Source organism: Brucella sp. JSBI001, from assembly GCF_026014005.1.
Lineage (GTDB): Bacteria > Pseudomonadota > Alphaproteobacteria > Rhizobiales > Rhizobiaceae > Brucella > Brucella anthropi.
Genome location: NZ_CP110339.1, coordinates 1,497,079 through 1,513,585 on the forward strand (window position 1 = coordinate 1,497,079; position 16,507 = coordinate 1,513,585).

Consider the following 16,507-nt stretch of genomic DNA (forward strand, 5'->3'; position numbering starts at 1 on the left):
TCCAAAAGCTATTACAATCGTCACTTCCATATATTGGACAAATGAAACATCTTTGACTAGATCAAAAAACGGGAGGATTTGAAAAGGCAAAGTCATGTCACGCCTCGCAGAACGCAGCCTCGACAGCGTCAGAACACCGGAAAGCCAGCTCAAGCTCGTTTCAGCTCCCACGGCAACCGAACAGAAAAATTATCTCGTCAAGGGCACGCCGGCATTCCGCAATGCGAGCATCGCGCTGTTCCTGTCCGGCTTTGCGACCTTCTCCCTGCTTTACTGCGTCCAGCCGCTGATGCCGCTTTTCGCGCATGATTTTAACATCACGCCTGCAGCCAGTTCCTTGTCGCTTTCTGTTTCGACAGGCTTTCTAGCCTTTGCAATTTTCTGTGCCGCAGCTGTATCCGAACGCTTCGGACGCAGGACACTGATGTTCGCCTCGCTTCTCGGCTCCGCACTCTGCACAATAGCCAGTGCATTGGTGCCGGACTGGCATATGCTGCTCGTCATTCGCGCCCTGCAGGCCTGCTGCTTGGCGGCGTGCCTGCGGTCGCCATGACCTATCTGGCAGAAGAAATCGACCCGCGTGGCCTTGGCGCGTCAATGGGACTTTATATTGCTGGCAATGCATTCGGCGGCATGGCGGGCCGTGTCATCGCCGGAACGCTCGCAGAGTATTTCTCCTGGCGCGTCGGCCTGGCAGGTATGGGCCTGCTGGGACTAGCCGCATCCATTGGTTTCCTCCTCCTGCTGCCCGCCTCGCAGAACTTTGTCCCGCGTCCCGGCTTCAATGCACGGTTTCACCTCGGCGCGTGGATCGGTCACATCCGCAACCCGGCCTTGCCACTGCTCTTTGCCATTGGCTTTCTCGTGATGGGTTCGTTCGTCACCATCTATAACTATATCGGTTTCCGCCTCGTGACGGCGCCTTATAGCCTCAGCCAGACAGCGCTCGGCGCCATTTTCACGGTCTATCTGTTCGGCATTGCAGCTTCATGGCTTGCTGGCAGAATGGGCGACAGGCTCGGCTATTTCACCGTGCTTCCCATCGGGCTTGCCATACAGGCTGCGGGCTGTCTTCTGACCCTCTTTGCACCGCTGCCTGTCATCATTGTGGGTATCATCCTCGTGACAGTCGGCTTCTTCGTCAGCCATTCGGTCGCCAGCGCTCTGGTCGGTCGGCTGGCACTCCACACAAAGGGACATGCGTCATCGCTCTATCTGCTCGCCTACTATCTCGGCTCCAGTGTTGCCGGTGCAGCAGGCGGCTATTTCTGGGTTGCGGATGGATGGTCTGCGGTTGCCAAATTCACCTTTGTCATGCTTGCCATTGCGTTCGCAGCGGCACTGGGTGCAGCCCGCCTGTCAAGCCGGAACTGAGATTGGACAAAAAGATAAAATTTTATGGAACCATCTTCATTCCAGCGCGTTCATGCGGCTCGGAAGGAGAATGATTGCATGCAAATTGTCGATGCTCTGGTCAAAAGATGCGGCAAGGAAAATTCCTATCAGGTAGAATTCATCGGTGAAGATGGCGAAACTGTTTGCGTATCCTTCCGCCACGATTCCGAGGAAGAGCTGAGCCACCACGACGCCATTGCGAGCGCGCTTGCCAAGATGGCGCCGCTCACGGCTTATGGTGCAGCGTTCATCAGCATCCTGTCGGCCAACAAGTTGAACACGGCCGCCACAGCGGCCTGATAAGTTCCAATAGGAAAGCCCTGCGCTCCAGCCGGAGCGCAGGGCTTTTTGTGTCTCTTGATCTGCCTTTTTGAACCGCTTTGGGATTGATATCCTTCTGAAAATTGCCTAGCTGCTTGACAGGAGCGAAGCAATTGACGGAGGTTCGGACATGAGCGAATTGGCCGACTGGTTATCGGACACACATCCGGTCACACGAAAGAATGCGGCTGAAGTTGTATTCGACGATATTCGCTCGGCCATCACATCCGGTCGCCTTGCCGTGGGCACCCGCCTGCCCTCTGAAACTCAACTCGCTGGCCGGTTCGGTGTCAGCCGCCCAATCGTGCGCGAGGCGCTGCGGTCACTACAGACACTGGGCCTAACCCAGACCCGGACAGGTAGTGGCACCTATGTCCTGAATGCTTCCCCCGCGAGCGAACTGAATTATGGCGGCTATTCCGCGCGTGATCTGATCGAGGCACGCCCGTTCATCGAAGTGCCGGCGGCAGGTTGGGCAGCTTTACGACGCAGCGCCGAACAACTCGCCAACCTGCTTGAACTTTGCGACAAGATGGACCGCCAGACGGACCCACAGAAATGGGAATTGCTCGATTCCGAATTTCACTGCGCGATTGCCGAGGCTTCCGGAAACACGGTCTTCTCCAAGATTGTCGCTGATGCCCGCGAGGCGCTGATCCAGCAATCTGAACTCGTCAACCTGATGTCTGGCCGCCGCGAAGCTTCGAATGTCGAACATCGCCTGATTGTCGAAGCTATTGAGGCGGGATCGGAAACTGATGCCCGCGCTGCGATGGAAGCGCATCTGAGCAAAGTCAAGACTGCTGTAACGACGATCATCGGCAAGGATGAGGTCTGACACCACAATTGCAGGACCACCGCTTTACACAGGATTCGCGCAGATTATTCATGCCAATCTGGCTTGGCGCGGCATTTTCATGCCAGATAAGCACATGCCGGTAACACTTTATTCCTGCTGATTTTTTCCCTGCCAGCCTATTTCGGAAATGCATGCGATGCTTCTCATTTGAAGCCGAATACTTGACGCGCGTTCTGCGATATGCGTTAAAACCGGCTTCAAGATCTGTCATGCAGCTTTACAGAATACCCATCAAATAGGGATGAATTCCATACCCTCATTGAATGACCGGCGGCGCGCCCTAATTGGCCTTTCACGCCGAACGGTCGCCTGTCGAAACCGCGCTCTCAGGGAGGAGCAATGCCGATCGAAACCATGAAGGCCACCCCGGCCGAACGCGAAGTGTTCATTGAAGAGGACCGTGGTTATCACAAAGCCCTGAAACCGCGTCAGATCCAGATGATCGCCATCGGCGGCGCGATCGGAACCGGGCTCTTTCTCGGTGCAGGCGGACGCCTCGCAATGGCAGGTCCGGCCCTGGTCTTCGTCTATGCCCTCTGCGGATTCTTTGCCTTTCTGGTGCTGCGTGCACTGGGCGAGCTCATCATGCATCGCCCCAGCTCCGGTTCCTTCGTCTCCTATGCCCGCGAATTCTACGGTGAAAAACTGGCGTTCGTGGCAGGCTGGATGTACTGGCTCAACTGGGCCATGACGTCGGTCGCGGACGTAACGGCTGTCGCGCTCTATATGAATTTTTTCAAGCACTATGTGCCGTGGCTGCAAGGCATTGACCAATGGGTGTTCGCACTGACGGCCCTTGTCATCGTGTTGTCGATGAACCTTCTGTCGGTGAAAGTGTTTGGCGAGCTGGAATTCTGGTTCAGTCTCGTCAAGGTCATTGCGCTCGTGACCTTTCTGGTTGTCGGCATTTACTTCGTTGTTTCCGGCACACCGATTGACGGTCATTCGGCTGGCTTCAGCATCATCACGGATAGCGGAGGCCTTTTCCCGAACGGCATATTGCCTGCATTCATCATCATACAGGGTGTGGTTTTCGCTTATGCATCCATCGAGTTGCTGGGCACCACAGCGGGAGAAACCGAAGACCCGCGCAAGGTCATGCCCCGCGCAATCCGCACCGTGGTCTTCCGCCTTCTCGTCTTTTATGTAGGTTCTGTTCTGCTGCTCTCGCTGCTTCTTCCCTACACAGCCTATTCTGCTGGCGAGAGCCCGTTTGTGACCTTCTTCGGCAAGATCGGCGTCGAAGGTGCGGATATCATCATGAACCTCGTCGTCCTGACTGCGGTTCTGTCGTCGCTGAATGCCGGGCTTTATTCCACCGGGCGCATCCTGCACTCCATGGCCATTTCCGGCTCGGCGCCAGCCTCACTGGCCAAGATGAACAAGAACGGCGTTCCCTATATGGGCATCGCGGTTACCGCTGTCGTCACTGTCATCGGTGTTGTTCTCAATGCTGTCGTGCCTGCGGCAGCCTTTGAAATCGCGCTTAATCTCTCCGCGCTCGGCATCATCACGGCATGGGGCGTCATCGTCCTTTGCCAGCTGAAACTTTGGCATCTTGCGCGTCGCGGCGAAATCGTGCGCCCGGATTTCCGCATGTTCGGCGCACCTTACACCGGCATCCTCACACTCGCATTCCTGCTTGGCGTGCTTGTCCTGATGGCGCTCGACTATCCAGTCGGCACATGGACGATTGCTTCACTGGCAATCATCGGCCCTGCCCTCATCCTCGGCTGGTATATGATGCGTGAACGCATCCATCGACTTGCTACCGAACGTGCTGTAGACGCCAGCATTCCCGGTAAGTGAGAGGATTCGGAAATATGACGCTTGCAAAGCCTTCCATAGCGGTGATCGCCACTGGCGGCACCATCGCCAGCAAGCGTGGGAAAGACGGAGCAAGCACACCGGTCCTGTCCGGTGAGGATCTGCTGGAATTCGTACCGGGCCTTGAAGCGGAGCTTCGCCCGGTCGACCTGATGGCGAAGGATTCTGCAAGCCTCACCCTTTCCGACATGCAGCGCATCAGCGATGCCGTCGGTTCCTGCCTCAAGGATGGCGACGTCGACGGCATCGTCGTCCTGCACGGAACGGATGCCATGGAAGAAACGGCGCTGCTGGTGCATCTGCAGCGCCGCATCAGCAAACCCGTGATTTTCACCGGAGCACAGTTTACCGCCGACCACCCGCAGGCGGATGGGCCGGAAAATCTCGCCACCACCATTCGGCTTGCCTGCGATCCGGCCAATGCCGACAAAGGCGTCCTTATTGCCTTCGGTGGACGGATCGTACCGGCTTGGGGGGCATACAAGTTCAGCAGCGACAGCGCCGACGCCTTCCGCTCTGCACGTATGATCCCTATCCAGAGCCCGACGCTTCCCGCTCCTGTCGGTGACCGCCGGATCGACACGATTGCCATTTATCCCGGCTGCGATGCCCTCCACATAGAAGCGAGCATTGCAGCCGGTGCCAGCGGCATCGTTCTTGCAGCGCTCGGTTCGGGCAATACCACACCCTGCGTTGTCGAAGCTGTCCGCGAATGCTCGCGCCGCAATATTCCCGTTGCAGTTTCAAGCCGCGTACCGGAAGGCCTATTGACACCCGGCTATGGCGGCGGCGGCGGCGGATATGATCTTGGCGAAGCTGGAGCCATTCACGCACATACGCTTCGCCCGGGTCAGGCGCGCATCCTGCTTGCCGCATTGATCGCGAGTGGCAGCTCAAAGGATGCGATGGTTCACGCTTTCAGCGACGACCGATAAGCAGGTCAACCCGGAAACTGGCGGTAGCATTCTTCCGCCACCTGCCGCAGCCGTTCGCGCGAAATCTCGCCGCTTACTGCATAACCAAGATCGTTGTCGATCCAGTAGAAAGTTTCGACACCATCGCTTGAAGCAAAACGGAAGCTCGTATCGCGGTTATCCGGATTGCGACCGACGATCACCGAAAGCCGTTTTCCTGCCTCGTCCTCATACATGAAGAAGGCGCCAGCCTTGCCGTCAACCGGCAACAGGCGCCCACCGACAAGCTGAAAGCCCAACGAGCGGAGATCGGGAACACGAAGGTCGGGTATGTCGAGCCGTTTGCCAAGCCATGTCGCAAGATGCGCCTCTTCGTTGGAAAAGACCTCAACCGGATGCCGTACTTCGCTGGCATAGATGAGATATGCCGCCTGCGACTGCTGTGGCAAAGTCTGCACGCTCGCCAATTGCGGCTCGGCTTCCGCAAACAGGCGCGCACCTGCAAAGCCGCCTGCGGCGCCGATCAACAAGGCCGCCAGAACCGCTGCGGCAACAGCGCTGCGATAGGTGCGCGACTGGCGTATCCCCGCTGAGCGGATCATTCCGGGATCGTCGTTCTTTGCCTCGGCATAACCGGAAAAGAGTTGCCTGATACCTTCGTTCTGTCTGCGCCATTCGGCAGCCAGCGCCGCCTGCTCGGGGTTGCTTTCAAGAAGCCCGGCAATGCGCGCATGTTCTGCTTCGGACAATTGCCCGTCGACAAAGCCGAGCAGTTCCGCTTCGGTTATGGGAGAATTGCGTTCTGTCATCGGTTTCTCCGAAGCGTTACAATATTCGAGCCGCTCATATGTTCGGCAACGCGATGTCTTGCCCGTGAAAGCCGCGACATGACCGTTCCGACAGGTATGCCCAGCATTTCCGCCGCCTCGCCATAGCTGTAGCCTTCGACGACGATGAGCATCAGCACCGCGCGGTTATCGTCCGGCAGGGTGTTGATCGCCTCTTCAAGCTGCTGCAGCTGGAACGGATCCGTCTCCGTCGCAGCGACACTGACATTTTCAGCGGCATCCAGCGTTTCATGTCGGGTCCGGGCGCGGCTTTTGTAGCCATTGCGATAGAGGTTGGTCATCATCGTGAGTATCCACCCACGCAGATTGAGGCCACGCCACTGGCCGCGCCGCGACAACGCCTTCGCCACGCAATCCTGCAAAAGGTCCTCGCCTTCGGCATCGGACTTGGCAAGGCTACGCGAATAACGCCGCATGACCGGCAGGAGGGCCAGAAGCTGGCCCTCGAAACTTTCGGGAGCGGGATGGCTCACATCGGCCTCATGGCTTTGCTGCGTGCCAGACTCCATTAACGCCGTCTCCGGTGACATCGCCGGGCTTCTTGTCCTTCACCCAGTAATAGAGCGGCATTCCGTCTTTCGCCCATTGCTCGCTGCCATCCTTGCGCTTGACCAGCGTATATGCGCCGGAAGCCTTTGCTCCCTTCATCGCCATGAAGGGCGGCCAGTTCTTCGCGCAAGTATCATAGCAGCTGGATTCACCCTTGCTATCCTTGTCGAAAGTGTAGAGCGTCATATCCTTGGTGCCTGCCAGCACCTGCCCCTTAGAGCTTTCCATCGTCTTGACGGATGGCGCGGCCAGCGCGGCTGACGCCGCCACGGTAGCGATTGCCAGTACGGACATAAAACCAAACGTTTTCATGATCTGCCTCACGGGGTTCCAATCGCGACATGCGATATGGAGATAAGACAATCGACGACCGCGATTTATTCCCGAAGCCGCAAATATTTTTCCGTTCCTGCATCTGAGTGCCATCAAACCCATTGATTAGCAGGTTCTAAACATTATATATAACTACACATATAATAGATAGCTATACAATGTCTCAGTCAAAACATGATCTCGAAGCGGCTTTCACGATGGAGCTTTCCACGGCCGCGCGCAAAATGCGTAACCTGTTCGATTCCCGCGTCCGGGAACGCGGGCTGACGCTGGCACGTGCCCGCGTACTCCTGCTTCTCGCCCAGCAGCGCGACTGGAATCAGCGCGAGCTGGCAGATGCTCTGGAAATCGAGCACCCTTCCGTGGTGCGCCTTCTGGATGGGCTTGAAAAGCAGGGGTTGATCTATCGCGCCGCGGTTGAAAGCGATCGCCGCGCGAAACGTATCGAGCTGACGGGTGAAGCGCAGGCGCAGGTGCGCGAGCTGCAGGAAATCACCCGCAACATTCGGTCGGAGCTCTTGCAAAAGTTCGATCAGAAGTCACTTGAAACTGCCCTTACTGTTCTTCAGGAAATCAGCCAAACGGTGGAAACGACACTCGCGGGGAAAGACCGCTAGAACCATGTCGGAAGAAGACAACGATCAGCAAGGACAACAGGCTTCCCCGGCAAGCCAACCGGCTGCAACGCCTGCCGTTCCGCATATGCCGGTTTACATGTCCGCTATCTACATAGCCGCGTCTGTCCTCATGTGGTCGACGCGCGGTCTCAGCATGTATTTCATCTCGGCCAACACGCAGCAGATACAGGGATCACTCGGCGCAACGCTGACGGAAACCTCGTGGCTTATCGCAGCCTATATGGCTCCCTATGCCAGCCTGACGATCCTTCTCATCAAGATACGCACCCAGTTCGGTCTGCGCCGCTTTGCGGAAATCGCGATTGCCGTTTTCCTGATTTCTTCCCTGCTGCATCTGCTTGTCTATGATATCTGGTCGGCGATCCCGATCCGCTTCATTGCGGGCGCTGCTGCGGCGCCGATCTCGACCATCGGCTTTCTTTACATGCTCGAAGCCTTTCCGCCCGCCAAGAAAATGACTTGGGGCCTCAGCCTTGCGCTCACCTGTTCGGCTGCAGCAGGCCCACTGGCGCGTGTAATCTCACCGCTACTTTTCGATATCGGCCAATGGCAGCAGCTCTATATGGTCGAAATCGGCCTGTCGCTCGCAGCCTTCGCCGTGGTCTATATTTTGCCGATGACACAAGCGCCGCGTGCAAAAGTGTTGCACTGGCTGGATTTCGTCGCTTACGGACTGATTGCCATCGGCTTTGGGCTTCTCGCGGTCGTACTGGTTCAGGGCAAGAACTATTGGTGGTTCGAAGCCCCCTGGATCGGCATATGTCTGGCGATCTCAATCGCTGTTCTTGCCTGCGCTGCCGCAATCGAACTCAACCGCGAGCAGCCGCTGATGAACCTGCATTGGCTGTTCCAACCGGAAATCCTGCGCTTCACGCTGATCCTCTTCATATTCCGCATCGTGCTTGCCGAGCAGACAACCGGTGCGGTCGGCCTCTTTCAGGCATTCGGCCTGCAGGACGGCCAGAGCCGCGGCCTTTATCTCGTCATTCTCGCTGCATCCTCGGCGGGGGGCATTACCTGCGGCATGTGGATGAAGCTTGAACGCGTATCGTTCATCTTCGGGCTGGCGCTGGTCTTCATCGCGGTCGGTGCCTTTCTGGACAGCCATGCCACAAACCTGACCCGCCCGCACAACGCCTATCTCAGTCAGGGCCTGATAGCCTTCGGCGGCGCTCTGTTCCTGCCCCCGGCCATGCTTGCGGGCATCACCAAGGCGCTGAAACAAGGACCGACCTACATGACGAGTTTCATCGTCATCTTCCTGTTCACGCAGAACATCGGCGGTCTTATCGGCTCTGCCGTGTTCAGCACATTCATCGCGATCCGCGAAAAGTATCATTCCGCCTATCTGGTGGAGCAACTGGTTATGTCCAACCCCGTCGTCGCCCAGCGCGTTCAGGCGCTCTCCGGCACCTATGCAAAGGTTCTGGCTGATCAGGGACTGACGAAGGCCGAAGGGCTGGCGCTTCTCGGACAACAGGTCACCAAGGAAGCGACGGTGCTGTCCTATAACGATGCTTTTCTCGCAATCTCCGTCATTGCGGGCCTCTCGCTCGTTTGCCTGATCGCCTATCGCTTCTATGAAAACATGCACACCCACCATAACGCTACGGTGGCTGGTTAAATCGACGAGTATTTGAAAATGTCAGTTGGAAAACAGTATATTCGCGGCGGCCTCGCCCTCATCATCGGCCTTGCAGGCGTTCTGATGGTGCTGTGGGCGTGGCAGTTGCCGCCTTTCAAACACACCGTCGAGACAACCGATAACGCCTATGTCCGTGGACAGGTGACGGTTATCAGTCCGCAGGTCGCCGGTTATGTCACCAAGGTCAATGTCAACGACTATCAAACAGTAAAACAGGGCGACCTACTGTTTGAGATCGACAGCCGCAGCTATCAGCAGAAGCTGGATCAGGCGCTGGCCGCACTCAACAGCAAGAAGGCAGCCCTGGCCAATTCAGAACAGAGCCAGCGTTCGGCTGAAGCGACGATCCAGTCGCGGCAGGCACAGATTTCCGGCGCCAAGGCAGCACTTGAGGTGGCCGAAGCCAATGCAAAGCGCGTCGAGGCTTTGCTGCCGCGCGGTGTGACCACGCAAAGTTCTGCCGATACGGCTCACGGCACCCTGCTTCAGGCGCAGGCCTCCGTCGAGGAAGCTCAGGCAGCGCTGGCCGTCGCACAACAGGACCTGCAGTCCATCATCGTCAATCGCGACAGCCTCAATGCCGATATCGCCAATGCGGAAGCAACCGTTGAACTGGCGCGGATCGACCTGCAGAACACCCATATCATTGCACCACGTGACGGCACGCTCGGCGAAGTGGGCGTGCGTCTCGGTCAATATGTGACAGCGGGAACGCAGCTCGTCTCCGTCGTACCAAAGATCAAATGGGTAATGGCGAATTTCAAGGAAACTCAGCTCTACGGCATGAAGATTGGCCAGCCGGTCACATTCACCGTCGATGCGCTGCGCCACGCAGAGCTGAAGGGGCACATCGAAGCCTTTGCGCCTGCTGCCGGTTCCGAATTCAGCGTCATCAAATCCGACAACGCGACCGGCAACTTCACCAAGATCACGCAGCGCCTTTCCGTTCGCATCGCCATCAATGAAGATCAACCGGATGCGGCACGTCTAGTGCCCGGCATGTCGGTGGTCGTCCGTGTCGACACAAATGCAGAGCCAGTTGCAAACTAAAACAACCGCAACTTACGGGCATGGAACGCCTCGGCGTAGGTCTCAGGTGCACGGCATTCCATGCCGCGTAGCCGGGCAAGCCCGCGAAAGGTTTCCGCGTCGAACCAGTCCTTCGAGCGCTGCGTACCGAAGTGTTTCATCAACAGGTCGATCTTGCGATCCATGATCGCAGCCGGTAGCGCCGAATAGGCGTTGGGCTGGCCCAGATCGCCATCCCATTTCGGGATTTCATATTCAAGGATCACCTGATCCCGAAACAGGTTCCATGTCAGCTCGTTGACCGTGCGGTGGTCCTGATGCGCATCGCCATGGCGATGAGTAAAGACCATATCCGGCTGCCCTCGCCGCGCTGTTCGATCAGCCATTGCTTGATCTCACGGCTTTGCGCCGGGAAATAACTATCCTCGAACGAGGCAAGATGAATGTTGAAACTGTCTATCCCGCGCAGAAAATCGCGCGCGGAAGCCTCTGCCTCCGCGCGCCTTTCTTCATTTCCCGACAAAACACACCACTCCACATGCAATGGCGTGCCGCTCTCGATCAGGCTCAGAAGCGTGCCGCCGCAACCGATTTCGATATCGTCGGAATGCGCGCCCAGACAAAGCAACTGCAGCGGACGGCTCTGATTAGCGAGCGAACGCAGATCGATCATAGCGCTATCGCGACATTGGTAGCGCGTCGTTCGGCCTCTTCCGCCTTGTGCCTCTTCCAGGGCATGTCGCCCTTTTCGACCATGTCCTCAAGTGTCTGCCAGTCGCGCAGCGTATCCATCGAGCGCCAGAAACCCTCATATTTATAGGCCATCAGCTGGTTTTCGGCGATCAGACGACCGAATGGTTCAAGCACCAGTTCTTCCCCTTCGCGCATATAGTCGAAGATTTCCTTGCGGAAGAGGAAGTAACCGCCATTGATCCAGATATCGGAGGTGTTCGAAGTCCGGAAAGCCCGCACGTCGCCGCCTTCGGCAATATCTGCAAGGTGATAGGTCAGCGGCGGGCGGACGGCGAGGAAACAGGCAATCTTGCCGCTGGCACGGAAACGTTCCGTCATGTCGTCGAGATCGACATCACTGAGCCCGTCACTGTAATTGGCAAGGAACATATCCTCATTCGCCACATGCGACCGCGCACTCCAGAGCCTCTCGCCGATATTGCGCCAGATCCCCGTATCGAGCAACGTCACGCTCCAGTCACGATCCACTTCCTCAAGCAATTGCACATTGCGCCCGCCATCGGAAACCACACAGTCCGCGAAGGTCTGCGGGCGGATCGTCAGGAAGAAATCCTTCACGACATTGGCCTTGTAGCCCAGGCACAGAACGAACTCGTTGTGCCCGTAGTCGCTGTAATATTCCATAACGTGATGCAGGATCGGCTGATGGCCGAGCGGGATCATCGGCTTCGGGATGTTCTCCGAATATTCGCGGATTCTGGTTCCAAGACCGCCGCAGAACAGAACGACTTTCATGACTTACCGCTCCTCTGTGAGTAGTGCCGGGTCAATCAACGTGACGTGTGGGATCGGAATGATGAACTTTGCACCCCATTCGACCACGTGCTGCATCTGCCGGATGATCTCGTCCTTGAAGTTCCACGGCAGGATGAGGATGTAATCGGGCCGGTATTTGTCGATCGCCGACACATCGTAGATCGGAATGTGCATGCCTGGCGTGAAACGCCCGTGCTTATAGGGGTTGCGATCGACCGTGAAATCCAGGAAATCCGTGCCAATGCCGCAATAGTTCAGAAGCGTATTGCCCTTGCCCGGCGCGCCATAACCGCAGATGCGCTTGCCGGCATTCTTGGCTGCAATCAGGAAGGACAGGAGATCGCGCTTGGTGCGCCGGGTCTTTTCGGCAAACTGCTCATAGGTCGAAATCTCGTTGAGGCCGAAACTCTCTTCGCGCTTCAGAAGGGCGGCCACACGCGGTCCTGCCTTCCGCTTGCTGCTGTTATGCGCAAGATACACCCGGAGCGATCCGCCATGGGTTGGCAGTTCCTCCACGTCGATGACCTTCAGGTGATGGCGGTGCGCCATGTACCGGATCGTCAGCAACGAGAAATACGAGAAATGCTCGTGATAGATCGTGTCGAACTGGTTTTGTTCGATAAGATTGGCGAGATGCGGAAACTCCAGCGTAATCACGCCTTCCGGCTTCAGCAACAGCTGCAGACCACGCACAAAGTCATTGAGATCAGGGACTTGCGCCAGAACGTTGTTACCGATCAGGAGGTCGGCCTTGCGTCCTGTACCAACCAGTTCGGCAGCGAGCGTCGAGCCAAAGAAATCCACGCGTGTCGGCACGCCCTTGGCAATGGCAGTCTCGGCCACATTGGCCGCCGGTTCGATGCCGAGGATGGGGATGCCCTTCGGCAGGAAATGCTGCAGGAGATAACCATCATTGCTGGCGATCTCGACCACGAAGCTGTTTTCGTTCAGTCCCAGCCGCTCGGTTATCTCGTCGCAATAGGTCTTCGCATGGCTGACCCAGCTGGTGGCGAAAGACGAGAAATAGGCATATTCAGTGAAAATCTCGGCAGGCGAGAAATACTCCTTCAACTGCACCAGATAACAATGATCGCAGACAAGCGCGTAGAGCGGGTAGTAAGGCTCCATGCGGTCGAGGCGATCCGCCGTAATGAAGCTTTCGCAAGGCGGCGACATCCCAAGATCAACAAAGGTGTGTTTGAGTAGTTTACCGCACAGGCGACAGCCGGTCTGCTCTTGCGCCATGCTCGTGCTCCGCGAAATATCCGGCGTCTGGATGGTCATACGTCGTTCCTCGCCTCAACGAACCTTCGGACTGGTCCGTTACGGGTTGATGGGGTTGAACTCCGATCCACGTCGGATAATCAAAACTACTAAGCGGCCTAAAAATTGCCGAGACTGTCATCAGGGGCGAGCCGTACATACGATCGGGCGCAACATTCACCGGACGGACTACGAGGAGTAGATACCCGATCTTCACCCTATGGCGACGTGGGCGTAGGCGCCTACCTCATTCGGACAGGTTGGCCTCGCCCGGAAGGCTATTTGGATGCATCGAAGAAACTTCTATCGCCCGATAATCCCGCTGTCAGAATGCGCATGTATGGAAATCGGAGCAAAACATGCGTTTCACTTCGCTCAACATCGATGGCGCCTGGTCTATCGAGCCGGAAAGGCTTGAGGACGAGCGCGGCTGGTTCGCGCGGGTCTATTGCGAAGCCGCCTTCGCCGAGCGACAGATGGAAACACATTTTCCGCAGCACAGCCTGTCTTTCTCACGCGAAGAAGGAACATTGCGCGGCCTTCACTACCAGAACGAGCCACATTCGGAGACCAAACTCGTCACCTGCCTGCAGGGTGTCATCTGGGATGTTCTGGTCGATCTGCGCCCGCATTCGCCGACCTACAGGCGCTGGGCCGGCGTGGAACTATCCGCCGAAAACGGCGTCCAGCTCTACATCCCCGAAGGCTGCGCACACGGCTTCCAGACCCTCACCTCTGACGTCCTCGTGCGCTACATGATCTCGAAGCCCTATGCACCTGATTATGCGACAGGCTTACGCTATGACGACCCGTCGCTCGGCATACCATGGCCGAACAGGCCAAGCGTCATTTCCGATAAGGATCTGGCCTGGCCGCTGCTTTAGCTCTCCACCAACAAGCCTGCATCGCGGAGCCGGTCTGCGGCATCGGCAAGGGTTGCGAATGGCAGTTTCGCACGCTCTGCCATATCGAGAATGGAGTGCTCGCCATCCGCCAGATTGAGCACCCACAGCAGCGCCATGGCGTTTTGCGCGGCGCGACTGTCTCCGCCCATGTTTCCATAAAGGCCACGCCGCCCAAGCTGCGGCTCCCCCTTTGGCGACGTGTTCAGCGGAAGCCAGTTTCGCTCAGCAATTTCAACAGCCTGCAAGACCATGTTGAACGATTGCTCAAGATAGTCCGGTTTGATGAAATCGAGATTGTCGGCTGACGTGTGATATTCCGGAAAGGTGGCATAAAGACTGCGCTGGAACATACCGACTGGCAGGTTGAATCCCGGAGAACAGAACTGGCGCTCATCATAGCCATATGGCCAGAAATCATGAAGCGTCGCATTGGTGCAACCGGCAAGGACATGGCCCATGATGCGATCAATCTCCGCATCACCGCGACGGCTGCGCTTGTAATTCGGCCCGCCAGCATCGCCGACGCAAGACAGGACCAGCCCGTGCCGGACCAGCCCCAATTGCTCTTCATTCTGCTTTAGCCATGCAAGAGCGCCGAAAGTCGCCGGGCCGAAAAGCAGCCGGTAGGTCAGGCGCGTGCGCCGTGATTGCAGCACTTCGCCAAGACGCGCCAGCAGCGCCAGCCCGGAGCAATTGTCATTGGCCAGCGACGGGTGGCAAAAATGTGCCGACAGGATGAACGTCTCGTCGGTTTCCCCCCGGTGAATGAACTCGCCGAAGGTCAGAAAACCGTCCCGGCGCTCCGCATCAATCACGACGTCATAGTCGCCGTCCTGCATCGACAGAAACCCGTTATGCGTCATGCAGAAGCCCCAGCCCTCCGCATGGTAACAGGTGCGATAGGGAATGAGGTCCGGCTGATCGGGCAGTGTATGAATATGCTCCTTCAGCGCGTTGAGCGGCATTCGCACCCGCACAGGCACGCTGAAATTCACCACATGCAGATTATGCCGGGCAAAATCGACGATGCGATTGCCGTTCATGTCCGCGATATAGGCCTCACGGATGATCCATTCCTGCGGCGCTTTCCAATCATAAAGCAGAGTGCCCGTTGGAACCTGATGAACCGTCAGCGGCAAATGTTCCCCGATGATGGCAAGCGTTTCGCGCACGCCATCACCGGCGAGACTGCGGCAGACTGGATAGAGGCGGGCAGCAAGATCGTAGATGGCCATCCCGTTCGACAATGGCGGAATGGCAATTTCAACGCCCTTGTGCCCGGCCCCCGTATCCATCACGCCGTTGCCCGAAGCGGTTGCGGTTCATCGTCGGCGCGCCGCAGATCGGCATCCAAGACCCCTTCCGCAATCAGCTTGCGAATATGCGCGATGCGCTGGAAGCGCGGGCCCTCAAACTCCTCAAGTGTCAGCGTCGAGCGGCTATAGGCGGCAAGCAGTTCGCGCGTGCCAGCAACGGCATCCCATTCCGGTTTTGCCTCTGGCAGCACCCGCGCCAGCTTTTCAAAACTGACGCGATAGGAACGTGTATCCGGTCCGGCATCATCCGCATATTCGATACGGCAATCGGGAACATTCTCGGCGACGATGCCCGCAATGTCGCGGATGCGGTAGTTATGCTCCGTCGAACCGACATTGAAAGCTTCGTTCCAGACTTTTTCGCGCGGTGCTTCCATAGCCGCCATGAAGGCGCGGGAAATATCGCGGATATGCACGATGGGTCGCCATGGCGTGCCATCGGATTTGAGATAGATCAGCCCCTTCGTCACCGCCCATGCCACGAGATTGTTGAGCACTATGTCGAAGCGCAGGAAAGGCGAAACACCGTAAGCCGTTGCTGGACGCAGATAGACCGGGCAGAAGCTTGCATCCGCCAGTTCCCGGATCTCCTGTTCCGCCCGCACCTTGGACCGGCCATAGGCCGTTACCGGTTTCAATTCTCCAGTTTCGTCGATCAAATCAGCATCGCTGATGCCGTAATTGCTGCAGGATGATGCAAACAGAAAACGCCCGACACCTGCCCGCTTGGCCGCTTTCGCCATGGCGACACTTGCCCGGTGATTGATGTCGTAGGTCAATTCCTCATTGAGATTACCCAGCGGATCATTGGAGAGCGCGGCTAGATGAATGACCGCGTCGAACCCTTCCAGATCGCGCGGCGACACATCGCGCACGTCCTTTCGGATGGTCGGCACGTTCATAACGGCACCGCCTTCTTCAAAGAGGCAATGTTCGTAAAGGCCGATGTCATAGCCGGACACTTCATGCCCCGCATTCATGAGGACCGGTACCATGACCGATCCGATATAGCCCTGATTGCCCGTAACCAGTACTTTCATGTCCGACTCCTCAAGCTTTGATAAATGCATGTTAGCCAGAGAGGACAGGAGCGACGACTTGACCGAAGGCATGCCCGATTAGGACAAGCGTTTATAAAAAGCGTGAAAGGACGTAT

15 protein-coding genes and 2 pseudogenes are annotated in these 16,507 nt (G+C 57.2%); 9 read left to right on the plus strand and 8 right to left on the minus strand.

What is annotated here, in order from left to right:
- Positions 1–94: 94 nt before the first annotated feature.
- From LJ361_RS07180 to LJ361_RS07200, 5 genes and pseudogenes are all read left to right on the plus strand, one after another.
- Positions 95–1,374: pseudogene (locus LJ361_RS07180) on the plus strand (MFS transporter).
- Positions 1,375–1,452: 78 nt separating this feature from the next.
- Positions 1,453–1,695 carry a hypothetical protein gene (locus tag LJ361_RS07185; RefSeq protein ID WP_010658600.1) on the plus strand — a complete coding sequence of 81 codons (243 nt, stop codon included), beginning with the start codon at positions 1,453–1,455 and terminating at the stop codon, positions 1,693–1,695.
- Between the two features lie 151 nt (positions 1,696–1,846).
- Positions 1,847–2,554, plus strand: a complete 708-nt coding sequence (locus LJ361_RS07190) for a FadR/GntR family transcriptional regulator (protein ID WP_264813110.1) — start codon at positions 1,847–1,849, stop codon at positions 2,552–2,554.
- A 360-nt stretch (positions 2,555–2,914) separates the two neighbouring features.
- Entirely contained in the window at positions 2,915–4,384 is a 1,470-nt protein-coding gene (locus LJ361_RS07195) for an amino acid permease (RefSeq protein ID WP_010658598.1), read from the plus strand.
- Between the two features lie 14 nt (positions 4,385–4,398).
- On the plus strand, positions 4,399–5,337 hold the full coding sequence (locus LJ361_RS07200; RefSeq protein WP_264813112.1) for an asparaginase: 939 nt from the start codon (positions 4,399–4,401) through the stop codon (positions 5,335–5,337).
- Between the two features lie 5 nt (positions 5,338–5,342).
- Here the strand turns inward: LJ361_RS07200 and LJ361_RS07205 are convergent, their stop codons facing one another.
- The 3 genes from LJ361_RS07205 to LJ361_RS07215 are packed head-to-tail and all read right to left on the minus strand — an operon-like array spanning position 5,343 to position 7,025.
- Positions 5,343–6,125 carry an anti-sigma factor family protein gene (locus LJ361_RS07205; RefSeq protein WP_264813113.1) on the minus strand — a complete coding sequence of 261 codons (783 nt, stop codon included), beginning with the start codon at positions 6,123–6,125 and terminating at the stop codon, positions 5,343–5,345.
- Positions 6,122–6,673: an RNA polymerase sigma factor gene (locus LJ361_RS07210; protein WP_010658595.1), complete on the minus strand. Its 552-nt coding sequence runs from the start codon at positions 6,671–6,673 to the stop codon at positions 6,122–6,124. Before LJ361_RS07210 ends, LJ361_RS07205 begins: the two co-directional genes overlap by 4 nt.
- Entirely contained in the window at positions 6,645–7,025 is a 381-nt protein-coding gene (locus LJ361_RS07215; RefSeq protein WP_264813114.1) for a hypothetical protein, read from the minus strand. The genes LJ361_RS07210 and LJ361_RS07215 overlap by 29 nt, the downstream gene beginning before the upstream one ends.
- A gap of 179 nt (positions 7,026–7,204) precedes the next feature.
- Here LJ361_RS07215 and LJ361_RS07220 point away from each other — a divergent pair, with 179 nt between their 5' ends.
- The 3 genes from LJ361_RS07220 to LJ361_RS07230 are packed head-to-tail and all read left to right on the plus strand — an operon-like array spanning position 7,205 to position 10,379.
- Positions 7,205–7,663 carry a MarR family winged helix-turn-helix transcriptional regulator gene (locus LJ361_RS07220; RefSeq protein ID WP_029927683.1) on the plus strand — a complete coding sequence of 153 codons (459 nt, stop codon included), beginning with the start codon at positions 7,205–7,207 and terminating at the stop codon, positions 7,661–7,663.
- A gap of 4 nt (positions 7,664–7,667) precedes the next feature.
- Positions 7,668–9,308 (plus strand): MFS transporter, encoded by a 1,641-nt coding sequence (locus tag LJ361_RS07225; RefSeq protein WP_264813116.1) that lies wholly within the window; start codon positions 7,668–7,670, stop codon positions 9,306–9,308.
- Positions 9,309–9,326: 18 nt separating this feature from the next.
- Complete coding sequence (locus LJ361_RS07230) at positions 9,327–10,379, plus strand: HlyD family secretion protein (RefSeq protein WP_029927685.1); 1,053 nt, start codon at positions 9,327–9,329, stop codon at positions 10,377–10,379.
- Here the strand turns inward: LJ361_RS07230 and LJ361_RS07235 are convergent.
- The 3 genes and pseudogenes from LJ361_RS07235 to LJ361_RS07245 all read right to left on the minus strand — a co-directional run bounded on the left by LJ361_RS07235 (position 10,376) and on the right by LJ361_RS07245 (position 13,151).
- Positions 10,376–11,031, minus strand: a pseudogene (locus LJ361_RS07235) (PIG-L deacetylase family protein). The gene LJ361_RS07230 and the pseudogene LJ361_RS07235 sit on opposite strands and share 4 nt — an antisense overlap.
- A complete protein-coding gene (locus tag LJ361_RS07240) occupies positions 11,028–11,846 on the minus strand; it encodes a sugar phosphate nucleotidyltransferase (RefSeq protein ID WP_010658589.1) in 819 nt (272 codons plus the stop codon). Before LJ361_RS07240 ends, LJ361_RS07235 begins: the two are co-directional and overlap by 4 nt.
- Before the next feature lie 3 nt (positions 11,847–11,849).
- The gene (locus tag LJ361_RS07245) at positions 11,850–13,151 is read right to left on the minus strand and encodes a class I SAM-dependent methyltransferase (protein WP_036586513.1); all 1,302 of its coding nucleotides are present in this window, start codon (positions 13,149–13,151) and stop codon (positions 11,850–11,852) included.
- Between the two features lie 338 nt (positions 13,152–13,489).
- On the opposite strand from LJ361_RS07245, the gene rfbC reads away from it, so the two are divergent.
- Positions 13,490–14,014, plus strand: a complete 525-nt coding sequence (rfbC, locus tag LJ361_RS07250; RefSeq protein ID WP_010658587.1) for a dTDP-4-dehydrorhamnose 3,5-epimerase — start codon at positions 13,490–13,492, stop codon at positions 14,012–14,014.
- On the opposite strand, the gene LJ361_RS07255 is transcribed toward rfbC, so the two are convergent.
- Entirely contained in the window at positions 14,011–15,330 is a 1,320-nt protein-coding gene (locus tag LJ361_RS07255; protein WP_264813580.1) for a DUF4910 domain-containing protein, read from the minus strand. The two genes, rfbC and LJ361_RS07255, sit on opposite strands and share 4 nt — an antisense overlap.
- A complete protein-coding gene (locus tag LJ361_RS07260; RefSeq protein WP_264813117.1) occupies positions 15,330–16,391 on the minus strand; it encodes an NAD-dependent epimerase/dehydratase family protein in 1,062 nt (353 codons plus the stop codon). The genes LJ361_RS07255 and LJ361_RS07260 overlap by 1 nt, the downstream gene beginning before the upstream one ends.
- Positions 16,392–16,507 lie beyond the last annotated feature (116 nt).